Genomic DNA, 19,283 nt, shown 5'->3' with positions numbered 1-19,283 from the left:
CAATTCGCCCCATCTCGCAGACGCTCCTTCACGTTCTTGCATCGATCTTCCTTGGCATGCCTTGATTGCAGACACTCGACTTGTAATGCCCTACCTAGCGACAGGCCTGCACGACCGCCCGTTCGACAGCCTGCATGAAATCCGGATCGCGACGCATCGTAGTATCGGCGCGCGCGCTATCGCGCACATGGGTGGCGCGCGTACACGCCTCCGGACTCGGCTGGCGCTCGTAACTGATCAGGCTTAGCCCCAGGTTTGATTCCTGGTTTTTGCCGGATGCCGCTTGCGGACCCGCCTGCGCAGGTGTTGCCGTCGGGGTCGGCGCGGCTTGCTTGTTCCAACGCTTCTGCTCCGCGCCGTCGGCGCACGGCGTGGACTGGTAAACAGTCCCCAGCTTTGCATCGCTGCACTTGTAGGCCGACTGCGCCGCTGCCGGCAACGACAACACGCACATCACCACTGCAAGACTTCTTTTCATTGATGCCTCCCCCCAAACGGCATAGCTTACCCATCCCAGGGCGCGATGCGTCGTTCCTCAGGAGCAGCACTTTTTCTTCGGTGGCGAGGATGGGTAAAGCGCGGCGGGCGGCTTGTTACCCGCCGGCCTGGACCGCCACAAAACCGGGACATTGCCGATGGCAGCGCCAAGCCGACGCACAGTGCTCGCTGACTAATTTCACATGCACCCTCTGTTGCGCGGGAGACGACTCAGCCGGCGGTGGAAGCGCATAGAACTGCGGTTACCGCCGACGCGCAAGCACAGCGGCCGTCGACACATCTTTTTGCGGGCATTGAGCGGCTCGTCGGCACCGCAAGTCGCTGTTATCGACCGATAAGTTAACCTGAACCCGTTACCCCCAGCAACAACAGCCATAACCACCGGCTACTTTTTTGTGCCCTTGCGTAGATTTCCCAGACCACTGAGCACTTGAGCATTGCTGTATGCATTGCATCCCGCCGATGTAGCCTTTGGCCTGATATGGTCCACATGCGGCCCTTGATCACCGGCAACAGTTAGAAGTGGTCCGCCAGAGAAAGGATCGCCCGGGTCATCCGGCGCCAGGTAACCATCAAAGAAGATCCTGTTGACCGTGAGGATGTTATTTATCTGGTAATCCTCGAATTTGCGCGCGTTGCTGATGGAAACACTCTTCAGGTCGCCAGTGACCTCGCTCATGTAGTCGAGCACAGCATAATGTCGCCTTGCGTTCTGCTCGGGGAGATTGAGCTGCGGATAAAGATGGTCCATCATCCACCCTGAATCGCGCATCTGCCAGTAACGCGTAGTCACCAGAATTACTTCGTCTTCGTCAAGCTCGATGTGCTCGATCGCCGGGGGGATATGCGGTATGAAACCAAACGACCAGGACTTTCCGCTTTCGGAGCTTGCAATGGCCGAGAAGGCCGAGGGAATTCGAGGATCGGCGTTGGCGCCATAGGAGATGGTCACAGAAAGCGTGATGCGTCCTTCTCCGGAGCGGATGATTTTCTTAAGCGCTCTTTCAAGGCTCTTCCATGCACCGTGCTGATTGAAGCTGGCGTACATCGGCACGATATTCTGGGGTACGTTCAGCCCACCGAACTGCGTTGCAAGCAAGTGGCCTGCATTGGTATTGAGCGGGCGAAAATCCGGCTTCCCAGGAATGCCCTGCAACGCATACGGCAACGCCGGCTTTTCCTTTTTGTGATTGCCAGGCTTCTGGTCGACTAGCGGGCCTTTGATCAGAATCGGACGCCCGCGTATCGTCCCTCCATACGTGAACATTTCCATTTCCGCATGAATTTCCCCAGCGCTATTGCTTCCAATCACAACCATAAATCCTCCAGAACTAGTTCTCGCAAAAAAAGAGGAATAATTAGTAAATTGAAGCAGACCCGATCCTCTGCGCTTCTATTTCAGAATCGACATACTTTCGATCAACCCTAGATCCGCTAGGCTCCACCTAGACAAATAAAAACTTTCACTGCCATCCACAATTGCGACGATCGGCACTCCACGGCGCATTGCCGGGAAACGGGGTCAGGTTGACTTCCAAAGTGAACCTAGCCCCGTTTTTTTGCCCCGTTTTTTTTGTCCTCCGAACCCATGGTCCTCCATGGTCCTCACTTCATCCTGCATTACCGCCGGCGCGCACGCACACTGGCTGTAGGCTACTTAATCAGCCCACAAGTCGCCGCTGTCGACTGATAAGTGAACCTGACCCCATCACCTAAAATGAACCTGACCCCGTTCTTCACTATGTGCTCGCCCTCGACGTACTCGATCGCGAGGAACGGCTGGCCGTCCGACAGCAGCCCGCCGTCGACCAGCCGCGCGATGCCGTGATGCTCGAGCCGCGCCAGCAGCGCGCGCTCGCGCTGGAAGCGCTCGAGCGCGGTGCGCGCGTCGCCGCTCACGCGGCGCAGCAGCTTCAGCGCGACCCGCTGGGTGAAACCGTCCTGCTGGCGCTCGGCGAGGTAGACCACGCCCATGCCGCCCTGGCCGAGCCGGTGCAACACGCGGTAGTCGCGCGCGGCATCGGCCGAGAACTGCTCGCCCGAGAGTTCCGGCGCCTCGGCCAGCGCCCAGCGCGTCGCGTGCAGCGTGGTCTCCGACGCCACCGCCTGCCGCATCCACGCGACCTCGGCCAGCAGCGCGGCGTCGCCCGCGCACTCGCGCGCGACGAAATCGGCGCGCTCGTCCGGCGGCAGCTCGTCGGCCGCCGCCACGATGCCCTTCGCCCGCAGGTACAGCGCCTGCCGCTCGTCCATCGCCGCCTCCTCCCCGGTCGGTCGTCAACGCGTGGCTGGCACGGGAGACGACCCGACGCTCACTTCCCGGCGCGTGCCGGGTTCCTTGCGGACGGGGATTGTCGCAGGAACAGGACGAAGACTTGGAGATTCGCCACCGGTCGAGCGCTGCACCGTGATCGAGAGCCAAAATTTGCGATCTCGATGTGGGGTCCGCGATGGACTCAAAGGTGGAACGTGTACTTCGAAGACCCTCGCATTCTTTCAACTTCAACGATCATGCTCTTCACCGTGTCATTGTCGGTGTAGCTGGCGATGGATCCCGGGATGAAACTTGAACTCCTGTCATCAAACATAGCAACGACCTTCGTTCTCATATACATCTCGTAACCGGCGACCAACTCTGCAATGGCTTGTTGCATGGTTATCTTCTTAGCAATTATTCCTCGCTGTGCGATATAGACACTCTCTTGGGTTTTCGGATCTGCGGAGGAAACCTTTTTGTATGCTTTTCCATCGTATATCTTCGCGAAATTCTCCCTGTTGAAGTCCACAAGAGCCTTAGCTTGTCCATCCAGAACATCTGGATGCGTCCTGGATAACGATTTCTCTTTCGTCCTCTGAACAAGGTTATGGATACCGTCTAATCCGGCTGGCGATGTGAATTGCTTCAGAATCAGGCCTTGGTAGTAGACGCTTTCCTCATCAAACGTCGTGACTTCGGTGAGGTAGGCACTCACACCCAGTCCAGTTAGGAGCGCGCCTCTTTCCTCCTTGGGTATGAGTTCGACAAGCCTACGAGTGAACTCGGCTAAGACACTGCTCGCAACATTACCGAGCTTGTTTCCCCCGGTGAAACAGCCTGCCAAATTGATCTTCCGGAAACAGATTCCCTTCTTGGCGAGTCCCGCGACTACCTCGGCGAGGAACACTGCAGACGGGTTGGACTGAGTCGCGCCTGCGTGAATTAGAAAGTAGAGTCCGTTATCCCGCGAAGCCCCAAGCACATCACTGCTCGCGAAAATGGCCCCCACCACCTCTTCCACCTTCGCGGACTTGCCGAACTCGGCCGATACGACAGTGACCGCGCGGGCGCGGACCGTCCTACCTTTGTATTTTTTGGAAAGTGCTTCAAGATTGTCCGCCAACTCCTGGTCCCCATCACCGTGGTAAAAGGGGATCAGCACGATGTTCTCGCATTGCATGCTCTTTCTCCGTCATTGAAGCTCCTTCGCACCCTCGGAGCGTTTTCAATCGAAGCGATAGTCGAATCCGCCTTCCTTGCGCCCCACTCGTACGCCCGCGATGTCTTTTCCGTCGACCATCCTCCGCAGGAACTCCCGGCTGATCTCCGGCAACATCGAATTGGTCAAAATCGCATCGATCATCCGCCCGCCCGATTCGCTCTCAGTGCAGCGGCTCACCACCAGCTCGACCACCGCGTCGTCGTACTCGAATGGAATCCTGTAGCGCGCTTCGATGCGCTGCTTGATGCGGTTCAACTGCAGCCGCACGATCTTCGCCAGCATGTCGTGGCTCAGCGGGTAATATGGAATCGCCACCAGCCTGCCGAGCAATGCCGGCGGGAACACCTTCAACAATGGTTCGCGCAGCGCTTTGGCCATGCCTTCCGGGTCCGGCAGCAGTTCCGGATCGGCGCACAGGCTGGCGATCAGCTCGGTGCCGGCGTTGCTGGTGAGGATGATCAAGGTGTTGCGGAAGTCGATGCGGCGGCCTTCGCCATCTTCCATCCAGCCTTTGTCGAAGACCTGGAAGAACAGTTCGTGTACGTCCGAGTGCGCCTTCTCGACTTCGTCCAGCAACACCACCGAGTAGGGTTTGCGGCGCACCGCTTCGGTGAGCACGCCGCCTTCGCCGTAGCCGACATAGCCGGGCGGTGCGCCCTTGAGCGAGGAGACGGTGTGTGCCTCCTGGTACTCGCTCATGTTGATGGTGATCAGGTTCTGCTCGCCGCCGTATAGCGTTTCGGCCAGCGCGAGCGCGGTTTCGGTCTTGCCCACGCCGGAGGTGCCGGCCAGCAGGAACACGCCGATCGGTTTGTCCGGGTTGTCCAGGCCGGCGCGGCTGGTCTGGATGCGCTTGGCGATCATCTCCATGGCGTGGTCCTGGCCGATCACGCGCTTGGCCAGCAACTCGGGCAGGCGCAGCACGGTGTCGATTTCGTTGCGCGCCATGCGCCCGACCGGGATGCCGGTCCAGTCGGCGACTACGGCGGCGACGGCTTGATAGTCGACCGTGGGCAGGATCAGTGGCGATTCGCCCTGCAGTGCGCCCAACTCGGCCTGCACCAACTGCAGGCGCGCCAACAGCGTGTCGCGATCCACGTGCACCGGTGCTTCGAGCACCGCTGTGTCACCAGACGCGATCTGCTCGGCATCGGCATCGGCATCGGCCTCTGCTTCCAGTGCACTACCAGTGCCTTCCACCGGCGCGTTACCGCTACGCAGTTGTGCACGCAGCGAAAGCAGCTCGTCCACCAATGCCTTCTCGGCAACCCACCGCTGCTCCAGATCACGCAGGCGGCCGTGTTCGCTTTCCAGCAAGCCGGCACACGCAGCGGCGCGCTCCTCTACCACGATGCCGATCGCGCGCTCGCGCTCGATGATGGCGTGCTCGGTATCCAGCGATTCGATGCGGCGGCGGCTGTCGTCCACTTCGGCCGGGGTAGCGTGCAGGCTCACCGCCACGCGGGCGCACGCGGTATCGAGCAGGCTCACCGATTTGTCCGGCAGTTGGCGTGCGGGGATATAGCGGTGGCTGAGCTTGACCGCCGCTTCCAGCGCTTCGTCAAGGATCTGCACGCTGTGGTGCTGCTCCATCATCGAAGCAACGCCGCGCATCATGCGCACGGCCTTGGCTTCGTCAGGCTCATCCACTTGCACGGCCTGAAAGCGGCGGCTCAGTGCGGGGTCTTTTTCAATGTACTTCTTGTATTCGGCAAACGTGGTGGCGCCCACGGTGCGCAAGGTGCCGCGCGCCAACGCGGGCTTGAGCAGGTTCGCCGCATCACCGGTACCGGCCGCGCCACCGGCACCGACCAGGGTGTGGGTTTCATCGACGAACAGGATGATCGGCTTCGGGCTGGCCTGTACTTCGTCGATGACCGCGCGCAGGCGCTGCTCGAACTCGCCCTTCATGCTGGCACCAGCCTGCAATAGACCAACATCCAGCGTGCGCAGTTGCACGTCCTTCAACGCGGGCGGGACGTCGCCACGTGCGATGCGTTGCGCGAAGCCTTCCACCACGGCGGTCTTGCCGACGCCGGCCTCGCCGACCAGGATCGGATTGTTCTGGCGGCGACGCATCAGGATGTCGACCACCTGGCGGATCTCGTCATCGCGGCCGATGATCGGGTCGAGCTTGCCCTCGCGCGCCTGCGCAGTGAGATCGGTGGTGAATTTTTTCAGCGCTTCCTGCTTGCCGAGCGCGGCAGGCGCGATGGCACCGCTAGCCTCACCAGGGGCAGCGGTCTGACCGAGCGAAAATCCATCGCTGGGCAGCAGGCCGTCTTCCGGCGAGCCGGCCACGATCTCGGCGAAGTGCTCGTTGAGCACCGCAGGCGTGAGCTTGTCGAACTCCTTGGAGATCGCCAACAACGCATTGCGCAACCCACGCACGCTCAGGATGCCGACCACCAGATAACCGGTGCGCACCTGCGCCTCGCCAAAGCTGAGCGAGGCATACACCCAGCCGCGCTCCACCGCTTCTTCCACATTGGCCGACAGATCGGTGACGGCAGTGGAGCCGCGCGGCAAGCCATCCAGCGCGGCGGTGACATCACGCGCCAGCGTGGAGGGGTTGAGCTGGAAATGCTTGATGATGCGGTGCAGGTCCGAGTCCTGCAGCTGCAGCAACTGATGCAGCCAGTGCACCAGCTCCACATACGGGTTGCCACGCAGCTTGCAGAACACGGTGGCGCTTTCGATGCCGCGATAGGCCAGCGGATTGAGCTTGCCGAACAGGGCACTGCGGGAGATCTCGGCCATGGGTGCGTCCTTCGAAGTCAGTACATCGGTCGTGAGCGAATCAAGTGGCCGGGCGCCTCACCCGGAGGGGCGCAGCAATACGTCGTCGGCATCGGCAATGCTCCAGGCGCGGCGGCCAAGCCAGGTGTCCAGGCCCAGCCGGCTGTTGCGCGCCAGGCGCGGGGTGGGCACCTCGTCGGCCTTTAGCAACAACTGCAGCTCCCAGCCGAATTCGTCGCCCAGATAGCTGCGCACCGCAGCGGTGAGTTGGCGCAACGCCTGCCCGCCGGGCAGGAAGCGTTGAAAGGCGATGCGTGGCAGCGGCCCCAGGCGAATACGCACGCGCTGTTGCGCGCCACGCACCTGCGCGCCGACGACGCTATCCACACCCAGGCGCGCATTGCGCGGGCCGATGCCTAGCTGCAGGTGCGCATCGACAGGCAGGCGCATCCATTCGGCGATGAACTCCTGCACCTGCACCGGCCAGGCAAACAGTTGCTGCAGCAAGGCGCGCAAACCTTCCGGTGTACGTGTCGCCGCACCGAGGCGGCCGGCGTAGTAGCGCCGTGCGTCGTCGGGCAAGGCATCGCGGTCGCGCAACTGCGGGCTGGCGATACCCACCAGTGCATCCAGCCAGGCGCGGAACTGGTCGCTCGCCGGGCGCTCGGCCTGCACGCTGGGTTGCGCCTGCGCCCAGGCGCGGTAGAACAGGCTCAGCATGCGGTGATGGAACACATCGGCGAACGCGGCGAAGGTGCCGTCCTTGGCTTGCTGCGCACGCTCGATGGCGTATTCGGTCAGGTGCAATGGCAACGGTGCATTTGGACCGAACAGGCCCAGAAACACGCTGTACAACGCGGCCGGTTGAGCGTCTTGCTGTGGCACGTAGCGTTCCAGCGCATGCGGGGCGAAGGCCAGTGACGGCAGATGCCGCAAGCGCACCACGTCGTCGCTTGCGCGCGCGGATTCGCCCAGGCGCGGCTGCTGCGGATGGCAGCGCTCGATCGCGCGCAAGGCCGCAAACGGGCTGAAGTCGTGTGGCCGGGCCTGCAGCGCCTGTTCCAGCGCTGCGGCGGCCGCGCTCACAGACGCGGGCGGGAGCCGGGCTGAGCGGGCCATCGGGCCACCTCGTTGCGTTCGGTGGTGCGCAGCACCGTTTCGGTAAACGCATTCACCGAGACGTAGCGCGCAAAGAAGTGCCGCAGTACCGAGGCCAGCAGGAACGCGCCGGTGCCTTCGAAAGCGGCGTCCTCGCAGGTGAGCGTGATCTGCAGGCCGCGCCCGAAAGTGATCGGGCCAGGCACCGGAATGCGCCGTACGATCGGGGTGCCTCTTACCTGTTTGATACCCTCGATCTGCCGCTGTGCGGAGGCGTCGAACGGGTCGCAGTACAAGGTGAGGATCTCGCGCAGCGCCGCAGCACTGGTGCTTTCGCCCGGGCCCTCGTCGAACAGCGACAGATAATTGAGCTGCAATTGACTGAGCAGGCGCCAGGCAGTTTGCCCATCGGAGAGCGCTGGGCGTGGCTTGGTCGGGCCGGCCACGCAGCGCACGCTCTGCACCGGCACACCGCTGTCCATGCTGAAATCGGTGCTGCCCTTGCCCACCGGCATATGCAGCGGCAGATCGCGGTTGCTGCACCACAATTGCAGGCCCAGCTGGCGCAGCCGTGTGCTGTGCGGCTGGTCGTCGGCGTCCACCAAACTGACGAAGACCTCGCTACCCACATAGCTGGAGCGCGCACCGTCGCGGCGCTGGCGCGCCGACAGCAGCCTTGGCTCACGGCGCATGGTGTAGAACGCGCCGTGCCGCGCATGCCAGGTGCGCGCATCGCCGCCGTAGAACGGCGTATAGCGCTGCTCCGGCTCCTGGCGGTCGCCAAAACCTTCCACCTCGCCCAGGTGATGGATCTCGAAATCCATCGGCCGGGTGCGGTCGGCCAGCACGTGATAGTCGTGCCGACCGGTGTGCAGATGGATCCGGTCGGCACGGCGTTCGAACAGATTGATCGCCGGCGTGCAGAACAGCTTGAAGTGCTCTGCGCTTACTGCCGCCGCCAGTGCGGGCACACTGCGCTCCAGCAACACCACGATTTCGAAACTGCTGCCGTGCAGCCGACGCAAAGCAGCGCGCAGGCCGGTGAGTTCGGCGAACAGGAAGCGCTCCGGGCAAGCGAAGTATTCCTGCAGTAGCCGATAGCCGCTGAAGGAGCGGCCGTCGTAGGGAATCAATGCATCGTCGTCGGCGAAGCCGCGCGTGCGCAGTACATCGGCATCAAGCAGCAGTTCGCGCGTGGCGCCGCCGGCATCGTTGCCACGCACCACCACACCCGCGCAGTCGCCGTGCAATTGTTCGTACAGGCGCTTGGGCAGGCCATCGGCGCCGGCCAGGAACAGCGGCAGTGCATCCAGCGCCAGATCCTGCGCCTGTGCGCCGCCCACCACCTCCAGGCGCAGGCGGATGCCAGCACGCACGCTGCGCCCGGGCGGCACCGCCACACCGGCAGCGGCCAACGCGGCCGGCGACTCCAGGTACTTGGCCTCGGCCAGCTGCAGCGGCCACAGCGTGACCGCATGGGCGGTGCGAAACTCGCAGGCGGTGCGCTCGCCGGCGCCGATCAGGCTGCGCAGCGCACTGTGGCGCGGCACCGCCACGCCGGCGGCCAGGCCGCTGTCTTTCAGGTCCGGCTGCAACTGCACCACCGCCATTGATGGCAGCGGTGCCAGATAATGCGGGTAGACCATCTCCAGCAGGTGCTGGGTGAACACCGGGTACTGCGCATCCAGCTTGAGTTGCACGCGCGCGGCCAGAAACGCAAAACCTTCCAGCAACCGCTCCACGTACGGATCGGCGCATTCGAAGGCATCCAGGCCGAGCCGCCCGGCAATCTTGGGATACTCGCGCGCAAACTCCGCGCCCATGTCGCGCACGTGCTGCAGTTCGCGGCTGTAGTACGGGAGCAGGCGCGGGTCCATGGCTCAGCCGTGCCCTTCGACAACGTCGAGCCGGCCGGTTTCCAGGTCCAGCGCGGTCTTCAGATACAGGTTCAACGGCAGCGGCTGCGCCCACATTTCCGATTCGATGGTGAACAGCAGCGAGCGCCGGTCCATGCGCGCGCCATCGGCATGCACGCTCACGCGCAAGGTCTCTGGAATCAGGCGCGGCTCGAATGCCAGGATCGCCTCGCGCAACCGCTGCTGCAGCGCTGCCGCATCGATGCCGGTGACCGCGACGCCGGCCAGATCGGGAATGCCGAAATTGAGCACCGAGCGTTGCACCTGAGGGTGCGCCTCCAGCGGATGGCTGGTGTCCAGATTCACGGTGTTCAACAACCACGACAGGTCGCGGATGACGCATTCGCGCAGGCGCGTGGCCGAGATCACGCGTTGCTCGCGGCTCTCATCGCGTTGGCTGGGTGCGGTGTCGGTCAGCCGGTCCAGCAGCGAGGGCTGCAGGCGTTCGGTGGTGGTGAGCTCGGCCATGGCGGGTCAGTCCGCGTCGAACTGCACGTCGCGCACTTCGAGCAGCGCCACATCGCGCGCCTCGGTGCTCCACATGCGCTGGCCCAGGCCGATCTCGCCCTGCGCGCCCTGGGTCCATTCGGTGCGGCGCGCCAGCTGCAGTTCGCCGGCATCCAGATGCTCGCTGCCGGGATAGCGCACCGGTACATAACCGAATGCCTGGCCGCCATTGCGCCACAGCACGCTCACCGGTGCCCACACGGTGTCGCGCAGATCCACCGGTGCTTCAAAGCGCAGCTGGCGGAGCTGGCTCAGTGGTGCCCAGGCATAGCCGCTGTCGAGGATGAGTTCAATGCACGGGCCAAAGCGCGGGTCGGCATCTGCCAGCCAGTCGAAGCGCTGCCCATCCAGCGTACCGGCGCTCGCAGGTGCCTGCTCGAAGGCCTGCGCACGCAACAACGCGGCCTGTTCGCCATGGCCTTGTGCGGAGAGTTGCAAGGCCTGCAGCTGCATCGCCAGCCAGGCAGCCGGTTCACCGATCACATGCGGCAGGCACTTGCCCGCGAACACCTCGGCGCGCGTCTGCTCGGCGTGCAACACGGTAAGATAGGTCTGCACCAGCGGCTTGGTGCTGCTGTCCAATTCGGCGCAGGCACGCAGCTGGGCGGCCGCGCGCGACCACTGGCCCAGCACGGCCAGCAGCTGGAACAGGAACACGCGTTGCGCTGCATCGGCCGGTTGCCGGCGCACCTGCTGGATCAGCTGCTGCAGCGCCTGTGCCGGCTCGCCACGGGCAAGCAGGGTCTGTGCGGTGGCATCCATCGCGCGGTTCCTTGTTGGAAGAGGGGGCGACGCCGGGTGCGGCGCCGCCGGTCATTGCAGTGTTGAATTACGCCTTCGCAACACCCTGGATGTCGTAGGTGAATTCCTTCGCGCCGCCCTGCGCGATGCCCTTGTCGTCCTGCGGCTGGAAGCCATACTTGAACTTGCCGAAATGCAGCGTCACGTTTTCGGTCAGGCGATCTTCGCCACCGGAACCGCCGGTGGACAGCGAGGTGATCAGCACGCCTTCGCTCAACTCGATGGTGAGAAAGTCGCTCTGCTCGCCGGTGGCATTGGTCACATACAACCAGGCGCCATCCACGCGCGCGCCGGTGCACACCGCATCCAGCAGTGCATTCGAACAACCGTCGACATACTTGGTGATGGAAATGTCCTGGATATGCGCCTTGCCGCCGCTGGCCGAGCCGCCGCCGGTGTGCAGGTCGCCGGAATTGCTCGCGCCCCACGACCACGCCAGGATCGGGATCTCGCCCTTGTGCTTCTTGTGGTTGGATGCGCCTTCGATCTTGACCTTGCCGCTGCCAAACTTGATGTGCATGTCGAACGCCATGGAACTGCTCCTTCGCTAAGTGGGAAACACAGGGGCGCGACGCGCCAGATGCACGCCGTCGCCGTGACGCAAACGCGTCGGATCAGGCCTTGGCGGCCGAGGGCAAGCGCGACACCAAGCGCAGGGAGACGGTGAGGCCTTCCAGCTGGTAGTGCGGCTTGAGGAAGAACTTGGAGCTGTAGTAACCGGGCGCGCCTTCTACCTCTTCCACCACCACTTCGGCCGCGGCCAGCGGCTTGCGCGCCTTGGTTTCTTCGCTGGAATTGGATGGGTCGCCGTCGATGTACTGAGTGACCCAACGCGTGAGCCAGCCCTGCATCTGTTCGCGATCGGAGAACGAGCCGATCTTGTCGCGCACGATGCACTTGAGGTAATGCGCAAAGCGGCAGCACGCGAACATGTACGGCAGGCGCGCGCCCAGTGCCGCATTGGCGGTGGCGTCCGGGTCGTCGTATTCGTCCGGCTTGTTCAAGGACTGCGCGCTGATGAAGGCGGCCATGTCCGAGTTCTTGCGGTGTACCAGCGGCATCAGGCCCATCTTGTCCAGTTCGGCCGAACGACGGTCGGTGATCGCCACTTCGGTGGGGCACTTCATGTCCACGCCACCATCGTCGGTGGGGAAGCTGTGCGTGGGCAGGCCTTCCACCGCACCACCGGATTCGATGCCGCGAATACGCGAGCACCAGCCGTATTGCTTGAACGAGCGGTTGATGTTCACTGCCATCGCATAGGCTGCGTTCTGCCAGGTGTATTTGGCCGAATCGGCGCCGGCAGTGTCTTCTTCGAAATCGAATTCGTCCAACGGTGCGGTGGCTGCACCATACGGCAGGCGCGACAAGGTGCGCGGCATCGCCAGGCCGATGTACTTGGCGTCTTCGGACTCTCGCAGCGAACGCCAGGCGGCGTAGTCGGGCGTGGAGAAGATCTTGGCCAGATCACGCGGGTTGGAGAGCTCGCTCCAGCTGTCCATGCCCATCAACTTGGGCGCAGCGGCGGCAATGAACGGTGCATGCGCGGCTGCGGCCACCTGCGCGATGCCGTTGAGCAATTCCACATCCGGCGGGCTCTGGTCGAAGTAGTAATCACCCACCAGGCAGCCGTACGGCTCGCCGCCAAGCTGGCCGTATTCCTGCTCGTAGACCTTCTTGAAGATCGGGCTCTGATCCCACGCGGTGCCCTTGTAGCGCTTGAGCACCTTGCCCAGTTCCTTCTTGCTGATGTTCAGCACGCGGATCTTGAGCTGCTGGTCGGTTTCGGTGTTACTGACCAGATAATGCAGGCCACGCCAGGCACCTTCGAGCTGCTGCAGATCGGCATGGTGCAGAATCTGGTTGAGCTGCGCGGTGAGCGTGCGGTCGATCTCGGCGATATAGGCCTTGATGGTCTGCGAGACATCTTCGCTGACCACATCGCTGCGATTGAGTACCTGCTCGGCCAGGGTGCGCACGGCCGATTCCACTTCTTCCTTGGCGCGCTCGCTCTTGGGGCGGAATTCGCGGTTGAGCAAGGCGGCAAAATCGCCGTGTTCCAGTGTGTCGGCGGTGCTGCTGGCCAGTGCGGCTTCGGTGGCGGACATGGTCAGGCTCCTTCCGGCTCGGAGGCAGGCTTGGCGGCGGACACCAGCGACTGCAGCAGTGCCGGGTCACGGATGGCTTGCGCAATCAATTGCTCGGCGCCGGCCTTGCCGTCCATGTAGGTGTCCAGGTTGGCCAGCTGCGTGCGTGCTTCCAGCAGCTTGGCCAGCGGCTCGACCTTGCGCGCGATGGCGGCAGGCGAGAAGTCGTCCATGCTTTCGAAAGTGATATCCACCGCCAGCTCGCCTTCACCGGTAAGCGTGTTGGGCACCTTGAACTGCACACGCGGGCGCATTGACTGCAGACGGCTGTCGAAGTTGTCGACATCGATCTCCAGGGCCTTGCGTTCTTCCAGCGAGGGCAGCTCGCCGGCGTTGACACCGGACAGGTCCGACATCACACCCATCACGAATGGGATCTGCACCTTCTTCTGCGCGCCGTAGACCTCCACGTCGTATTCGATCTGCACGCGTGGTGCCCGATTGCGGGCGATGAACTTCTGACTGCTGGCCATGCCTGATCTCCGATTGAGCTTGCCCGTTGCGCCACCGTGCGATGCACGTGCGCTGCATTTGCCTGATTCCGCCGGCCCGGTGTGACGGCCTGGACCGTGCTGTGGCGCCCGGTGTGCGAACCCCGCACCCGCCGCGCACCACGCGTGCCGAACAGGGCCGTGGTGCCGCTTTCTCAGCGCTGCGGCGAGTCTAGGAATGGCCCTGGGCGCTCACCCGACAATTCGTCTCAATCGCATGGATGCGTGATGCATCGCCGATTTCGTGACATCGCCGTGATGGGTTGCCGGCGCTTTTCTCGGTTGATCAAGGGACAGGCCCCGGGGAGTGGGCCGTGATGCACGCGCATGACCATGTCCTACCGCACCACCCTGACCACCGCGCCGATCATGCCTGGCGAGGCCAGCGCCGCGTTGATGATCGACCTGCTGGCGTATATCGAGCAGCACATCGGCGAGGCCGAGCTGGGCACCGACTCGCTGCAGCAGGCCTTCGCGTTATCGCGTGCGTCGTTGTACCGGCTGTTCCAGTCGCGCGGCGGCGTGGCCAGCTATATCCGCGAGCAACGGCTGCGCACCGTGCACCGCTATCTGCAGGCGTACCCGGAGTGCAGCCTGACCTGGTTGCTGTATGAAATGGGGTTTGCCTCTGAACGCCAGTTCCAGCGTGCGTTCCAGCAGCGCTTCGGCATGCCGCCGATCCAGTGGCGCCGGCAATGCCGCGCCGCCCCCGCCGCGCAGACACCGCGGCGTGGCCATTACATGCCGATGTGGCGCTTCATGCGCGAACTCGGCCAGGACGTGCAACCCGAGCGCAACACCCCGCGCACCAGCGCCATCGCGCCCACCCACGGCGCCCCGCTGGTGCATGCCGAAGCCCTGCGCCGACTGGCACGGCCGATACCGCGGTTTGCGGCGCAGCTGGAGCCGATGGACGGCTGAGCGTGGGGCTGGTTGGACCCGAGATGCACGTAGGAGCGCGCTTGCGCGCGATGAGGCCTTCCCGGTAATGCCCATCGCGCCCAAGGGCGCTCCTACGATGATCCGCACGCATCACGATGCGCATGCCGCTGAGCGCGCTGCTGCCGAGCTACCTCAGGCGAATGAACAACTGCACACACCTACGTAGGAGCGCGCTTGCGCGCGATGAGGCCTTCCCGGTAATGCCCATCGCGCCCAAGGGCGCTCCTACGACGCGCTGCATGCATCACGCTGCGCATGCCGCTGAGCGCGGCTGTTGCCGAGCTACCTCAAGCAAATGACGAGCTGCACGCCCCTGCGTAGGAGCGCGCTTGCGCGCGATGAGGCCTTACCGGTAACGCCCATCGCGCCCAAGGGCGCTCCTACAAACGTTCTGCACGACCAGCCTGAACCTGATTGGTCATCGCGTTCGCATCAACGCATCAACCGCAATCTCAACGAATCACCAGCACCGGAATCGTGCTGTGCGTCAGCACTTCCACCGTCTGGCTGCCGAGCAATACGCGGCTCATGCCGCGGCGGCCGTGCGAAGTCATCACGATCAGGTCGCTCTTGCACTCCTCGGCGGTCTGCACAATGCCCTCGGCCGCAAAACGGTCAAGCACGTGCCGCGCGGTCGCCTTGAGGTTCGCAGCGATCGCCAACTCCACAGCCGGGCGCAGGATCTTTTCCGCAGCCGCCTCGCGCTCCTTGCGATAGTCCGGGCTGGCTTCGTACCCCACGCTCCAACCCATCGCGTCGTACATGCCCATCGCCCACGGCTCGGAGACGGTGACGATGTCGACCTTGGCGCCAGTGGCCTTGGCCAGTTCCAGGCCCTGAAACAACCCGCGATGGGACAGCTCGGACGCATCGATGGCGATCAGGATACGTTTGTACATGGTGGCCTCCTGGAATGCCGGCACATCCACCGGCGGAAATCAGCGTGACAGCGCGGCGCAACTATCGCCTTGAGACAGATCAATTCAGCGGGATACGCGGTCAGTCGGTCGGGGTCGCCTGCGGATCGGTGCGCGCCATGCGCACACGCGCAGGATTCCCCACCGCAGTAGCGCCTGCCGGCACATCGCGGGTGACCACCGCACCGGCGCCGATCAACGCATCGTCACCAATGCGCACGCCCGGAAGAATGATCGCGCCGCCGCCAATCCACACATTGCGTCCCACATGGATCGGTCGGCCAAACTCCAGCCCGCTGGCACGATCAGTCGCATCGCGCGGATGATCAGCCGCGTAGAACTGCACCGCCGGCCCGATCTGCGTGCCATCGCCGATGCTGACCTCGCACACATCCAGAATCACGCAATTGAAGTTGAGAAAAACTCCCGCACCCAAGCGGATGTTGTAGCCATAGTCGCAATGGAACGGCGGGCGAATCACCGCACCCGCACCCACCTCGGCCAGACGCTCGACCAGCAACGCGTGGCGCTGCGCAGCGGGCTGTTGCGCAGCGGCGTTGTAACGCGCCATCCACGCGGCGGCGGCAGCCTGATCTGCCTGTAATTCGGGATCAGCTGCGTTGTACAGCTCGCCTGCGAGCATCTTCTGTTTTTCGGTGCACATCGGGCTGTGTGCCTTCATAAAGTCGGTTCGACCGCAGCTTGTCACGAAAGCTGTCGCGAATGCATCGGGCAGCGCACCACCGCGTTTGGCTGTCTGGATCTTCTGACCTGACTCGTTGCCTGTGCCGCATATAACCAGAGAGAGATCACTGGCTCGGCCCTAGTAGCGCCAAGGAAGGTGGCGAGCAATTGCCAGGCGGCTGTTAAGGGCACGCAGAAGCCGCAATATTCGCATCGTCAGATGCAGATGCGTTGTGACGCGGCAGCGGCATAAGTAATACTCGCTCCGACAGTGCCGTTCCACGCTGTGCGCTCTCAAGGATGACACCATGAAAAAACGTTTTTACGTTTGCCTGGCCGCGCTGCTTGCGATCTGCTGCAGCCCACCCGCTTACGCCACCTCAAGCCTTTCCTTCGAAGGCGGCGGCTACGCAATGACATTTGAAGTCGGCAACGACGGCCGCCCTGTTATCGCCAGCATCCATTTCTACGCGCCGGGCGACAGCAAGGGCGTCCCATTGCAGAACGACTTCGAGGTAAAAACCTTCGATACCAAACGCAGAATATTGCGGTTGATTTACCCGGGTGGCGGCCAGGGAGTGCCACCATTTGCACTAGTTGTGCTCGCGAACAAGTCGACGCTCACCATAGGAGGTAAGCGAATCAACTCCACCTTCAGCTGGGAAATGTAGGCGTACGGCACCAAAGTCGATGCAATGCCATCTGCCCTCAGGCTGGTCGTCAAGCGATGAAGCAATCTCGGCGGGCTTGGTGAGCTCCGACATCAGCCAGCCTCTTCCGCCCTACCGATAAGCGCCAGCTTGCCCTGATAGCTTCACCCAGGCGACAGGATTGGCGCTGGTAAGGGCTCGCCTACACCACCGTCAGATTCGCATACGCCATCACCAGCCACTTGGCGCCCACTTCATCGAATTGCACCTGCACGCGTGCATGCGCGCCGGCACCTTCGTAGTCGACGACCACGCCACCACCGAACTTGGGGTGTTCGACATTGGCGCCGAGCTTGATCGGTGCAGCGTCCACCACGGCGTGCACCGGGCCGCCGCGTGCGGCGCCCAGCGAGGCGGTGCGCGAGACCTGCACCTTGGGCCGCACCTCATGCAGCAGGTCACGCGGGATCTCGCGCAGAAAGCGCGACGGCACGTTGTAGTTGTCCTGGCCGTGGATGCGCCGCGATTCGGCGTAGCACAGCACCAGCTTCTGGCGCGCGCGGGTGATGCCTACGTAGGCCAGGCGGCGTTCTTCTTCGAGCCGGCCGCTTTCTTCCAGCGAGCGTGCGCTGGGGAACAGGCCATCTTCCAGCCCGACCAGGAACACGATCGGAAATTCCAGGCCCTTGGCCGAGTGCAGCGTCATCAGCTGCACGCCTTCTTCGCCGGCCTGCGCCTGGCCTTCGCCGGCTTCCAGCGAGGCGTAGGCGAGGAAGGCCACCAGTTCGGTCATGCCCTGGCTGTCTTCATCGTCCGGGCGGGTGAAGCGCGAGGCCACCGAGACCAGTTCGTCCAGGTTCTCGGTGCGCGATTCCGAATCCAGCCCGCCGCGGCTTTCCTTGGCCCAATGCTCGCGCAGGCCGGAGCGCATCAGCACATGGTCGATGCGCTCGGCCAGGTCCATCTCGCCGGTTTCGGCCTGCAGCTGGCCGACCAGGCTCAGGAACGTAGCCAGTGCATTGCGTGCACGCGCCGCCAGGGTGTTTTCCTGCGTGCACAGCATTGCCGCTTCCCACAGCGACAGCGCATTGACGCGTGCCAGCCGGCGCACTTCATCCAGGGTGCGATCGCCAATGCCACGCGTGGGCGTGTTGACCGCACGCTCGAACGCCGCATCGTCGCTGCGGTTGGTGAGCATGCGCAGGTACGCCAGCGCGTCCTTGATTTCGGCGCGTTCGAAAAAGCGCATGCCGCCGTACACGCGGTACGGCAGTTGTTCGGCAATCAGTGCTTCTTCCAGCGCGCGCGATTGCGCATTGCTGCGATAGAGCACCGCCACTTCGCCATAGCTGCCGCCATCGCGCACCCACTGGCGCGCGCGCTCGACTACATAGCGGGCCTCGTCGACTTCGTTATAGGCCGCGTACAGATCGATCGGGTCGCCATCGCCGGAATCGGTCCACAACTGTTTGCCGATGCGGTCGGGGTTGTGCGCGATCACCGCATTGGCCGCGCCCAGAATATTGGCGCTGGACCGGTAGTTCTGCTCCAGCCGCACCGTCTGCGCGCCGGGGAAGTCCTTCAAAAAGCGCTGCACGTTCTCGACCTTGGCACCGCGCCAGCCATAGATGGCCTGGTCGTCGTCGCCCACCACGAACACGTGGCCGCTCTCGCCAGCCAGCACGCGCACGAAGGCGTACTGGATGGCGTTGGTGTCCTGGAACTCGTCCACCAGAATTTCGCGAAAGCGCGCGCGGTAGTGCGCCAGCAAGGCCGGGGTGTCGCGCAGCAATTCGTGTGCGCGCAGCAGCAGCTCGGCGAAATCCAGCAGGCCGGAGCGGTCGCAGCGTTCCTGGTAGGCGGCGTACACCTGCCGGCGCACCTCGGTCCAGTCGTCGTTGGGCTCGGGCTGGATGTGCTGCGGGCGGCGGCCTTCGTCCTTCTGCTCGTTGATCCACCAGCTCATCTGCTTGGGCGGATACTTGCTCTCGTCCAGCTCCAGCGACTGCACCACGCGCTTGACCAGCCGCAACTGGTCGTCGCTGTCCATGACCTGGAAGCCTTCCGGCAGCCGCGCGTCCTGCCAGTGCAGGCGCAGCAGGCGATGGGCCAGCCCATGGAAGGTGCCGATCCACATCCCGCGGCTGCCGTTGCGCAGCTGCAGGTCGGTGCGGTGGCGCATTTCGCCGGCGGCCTTGTTGGTGAAGGTCACCGCGAAGATGCCGTGGTTGGGCACGCCCTGGACTTCATTGAGCCAGGCAATGCGATGGATCAGCACGCGCGTCTTGCCGGAGCCGGCGCCGGCCAGCACAAGGTAATGCCCCGGCGGCGCGGAAACGGCCTCGCGCTGGGCGGGGTTTAAATGATCGAGCAAATGAGAGACATCCACCCCGGCATTTTACCGCTTGTGGCGT

The 19,283-nt window shown here is 63.5% G+C and carries 16 protein-coding genes and 1 pseudogene; 2 read left to right on the top strand and 15 right to left on the bottom strand.

Annotation, left to right across the window (positions count from 1 at the left end; genetic code table 11):
- Positions 1-94: 94 nt before the first annotated feature.
- From QRM60_RS17275 to tssB, 12 genes are all read right to left on the bottom strand, one after another.
- Positions 95-454, bottom strand: a complete 360-nt coding sequence (locus tag QRM60_RS17275) for a DUF4124 domain-containing protein (RefSeq protein ID WP_285446703.1) — start codon at positions 452-454, stop codon at positions 95-97.
- Positions 455-883: 429 nt separating this feature from the next.
- The gene (locus QRM60_RS17270; protein ID WP_042597881.1) at positions 884-1,771 is read right to left on the bottom strand and encodes a DNA/RNA non-specific endonuclease; all 888 of its coding nucleotides are present in this window, start codon (positions 1,769-1,771) and stop codon (positions 884-886) included.
- A gap of 380 nt (positions 1,772-2,151) precedes the next feature.
- Positions 2,152-2,751, bottom strand: a complete 600-nt coding sequence (locus tag QRM60_RS17265; protein WP_285446702.1) for a protein kinase — start codon at positions 2,749-2,751, stop codon at positions 2,152-2,154.
- A gap of 203 nt (positions 2,752-2,954) precedes the next feature.
- On the bottom strand, positions 2,955-3,935 hold the full coding sequence (locus QRM60_RS17260; RefSeq protein ID WP_285446701.1) for a hypothetical protein: 981 nt from the start codon (positions 3,933-3,935) through the stop codon (positions 2,955-2,957).
- 45 nt (positions 3,936-3,980) lie between these two features.
- On the bottom strand, positions 3,981-6,737 hold the full coding sequence (gene tssH / locus QRM60_RS17255) for a type VI secretion system ATPase TssH (protein ID WP_285446700.1): 2,757 nt from the start codon (positions 6,735-6,737) through the stop codon (positions 3,981-3,983).
- Positions 6,738-6,794: 57 nt separating this feature from the next.
- Positions 6,795-7,835 (bottom strand): type VI secretion system baseplate subunit TssG, encoded by a 1,041-nt coding sequence (gene tssG / locus QRM60_RS17250; RefSeq protein ID WP_285446699.1) that lies wholly within the window; start codon positions 7,833-7,835, stop codon positions 6,795-6,797.
- The gene (gene tssF / locus QRM60_RS17245; RefSeq protein ID WP_285446698.1) at positions 7,799-9,691 is read right to left on the bottom strand and encodes a type VI secretion system baseplate subunit TssF; all 1,893 of its coding nucleotides are present in this window, start codon (positions 9,689-9,691) and stop codon (positions 7,799-7,801) included. The genes tssG and tssF overlap by 37 nt, the downstream gene beginning before the upstream one ends.
- A gap of 3 nt (positions 9,692-9,694) precedes the next feature.
- Positions 9,695-10,198, bottom strand: coding sequence for a type VI secretion system baseplate subunit TssE (tssE, locus tag QRM60_RS17240; RefSeq protein WP_042597870.1), 504 nt, complete (start codon positions 10,196-10,198; stop codon positions 9,695-9,697).
- Positions 10,199-10,204: 6 nt separating this feature from the next.
- Positions 10,205-10,999 carry a type VI secretion system accessory protein TagJ gene (locus QRM60_RS17235; RefSeq protein WP_285446697.1) on the bottom strand — a complete coding sequence of 265 codons (795 nt, stop codon included), beginning with the start codon at positions 10,997-10,999 and terminating at the stop codon, positions 10,205-10,207.
- 67 nt (positions 11,000-11,066) lie between these two features.
- A complete protein-coding gene (locus QRM60_RS17230) occupies positions 11,067-11,570 on the bottom strand; it encodes a type VI secretion system tube protein Hcp (RefSeq protein WP_042597867.1) in 504 nt (167 codons plus the stop codon).
- Between the two features lie 82 nt (positions 11,571-11,652).
- Positions 11,653-13,146, bottom strand: coding sequence for a type VI secretion system contractile sheath large subunit (tssC, locus tag QRM60_RS17225; RefSeq protein ID WP_114999454.1), 1,494 nt, complete (start codon positions 13,144-13,146; stop codon positions 11,653-11,655).
- Between the two features lie 2 nt (positions 13,147-13,148).
- Positions 13,149-13,658, bottom strand: a complete 510-nt coding sequence (gene tssB / locus QRM60_RS17220; RefSeq protein ID WP_228437123.1) for a type VI secretion system contractile sheath small subunit — start codon at positions 13,656-13,658, stop codon at positions 13,149-13,151.
- A 281-nt stretch (positions 13,659-13,939) separates the two neighbouring features.
- On the opposite strand from tssB, the pseudogene tagK reads away from it, so the two are divergent.
- Positions 13,940-14,597, top strand: a pseudogene (tagK, locus tag QRM60_RS17215) (transcriptional regulator TagK).
- Between the two features lie 473 nt (positions 14,598-15,070).
- Here the strand turns inward: tagK and QRM60_RS17210 are convergent.
- Positions 15,071-15,517: a universal stress protein gene (locus QRM60_RS17210; protein WP_011039095.1), complete on the bottom strand. Its 447-nt coding sequence runs from the start codon at positions 15,515-15,517 to the stop codon at positions 15,071-15,073.
- A 100-nt stretch (positions 15,518-15,617) separates the two neighbouring features.
- Positions 15,618-16,199 carry a sugar O-acetyltransferase gene (locus QRM60_RS17205; protein ID WP_285446742.1) on the bottom strand — a complete coding sequence of 194 codons (582 nt, stop codon included), beginning with the start codon at positions 16,197-16,199 and terminating at the stop codon, positions 15,618-15,620.
- A gap of 433 nt (positions 16,200-16,632) precedes the next feature.
- Between QRM60_RS17205 and QRM60_RS17200 the strand changes: the two genes are divergently transcribed.
- On the top strand, positions 16,633-16,890 hold the full coding sequence (locus QRM60_RS17200; protein ID WP_042597863.1) for a hypothetical protein: 258 nt from the start codon (positions 16,633-16,635) through the stop codon (positions 16,888-16,890).
- A gap of 181 nt (positions 16,891-17,071) precedes the next feature.
- Here the strand turns inward: QRM60_RS17200 and uvrD are convergent, their stop codons facing one another.
- Complete coding sequence (uvrD, locus tag QRM60_RS17195; protein WP_285446696.1) at positions 17,072-19,258, bottom strand: DNA helicase II; 2,187 nt, start codon at positions 19,256-19,258, stop codon at positions 17,072-17,074.
- Positions 19,259-19,283: the final 25 nt, after the last annotated feature.

Origin of the sequence: Xanthomonas sp. fls2-241-TYG-148 (genome assembly GCF_030208815.1) — a bacterium.
GTDB lineage: Bacteria > Pseudomonadota > Gammaproteobacteria > Xanthomonadales > Xanthomonadaceae > Xanthomonas > Xanthomonas campestris.
This window is presented reverse-complemented; position numbering and strand designations above follow the sequence as displayed.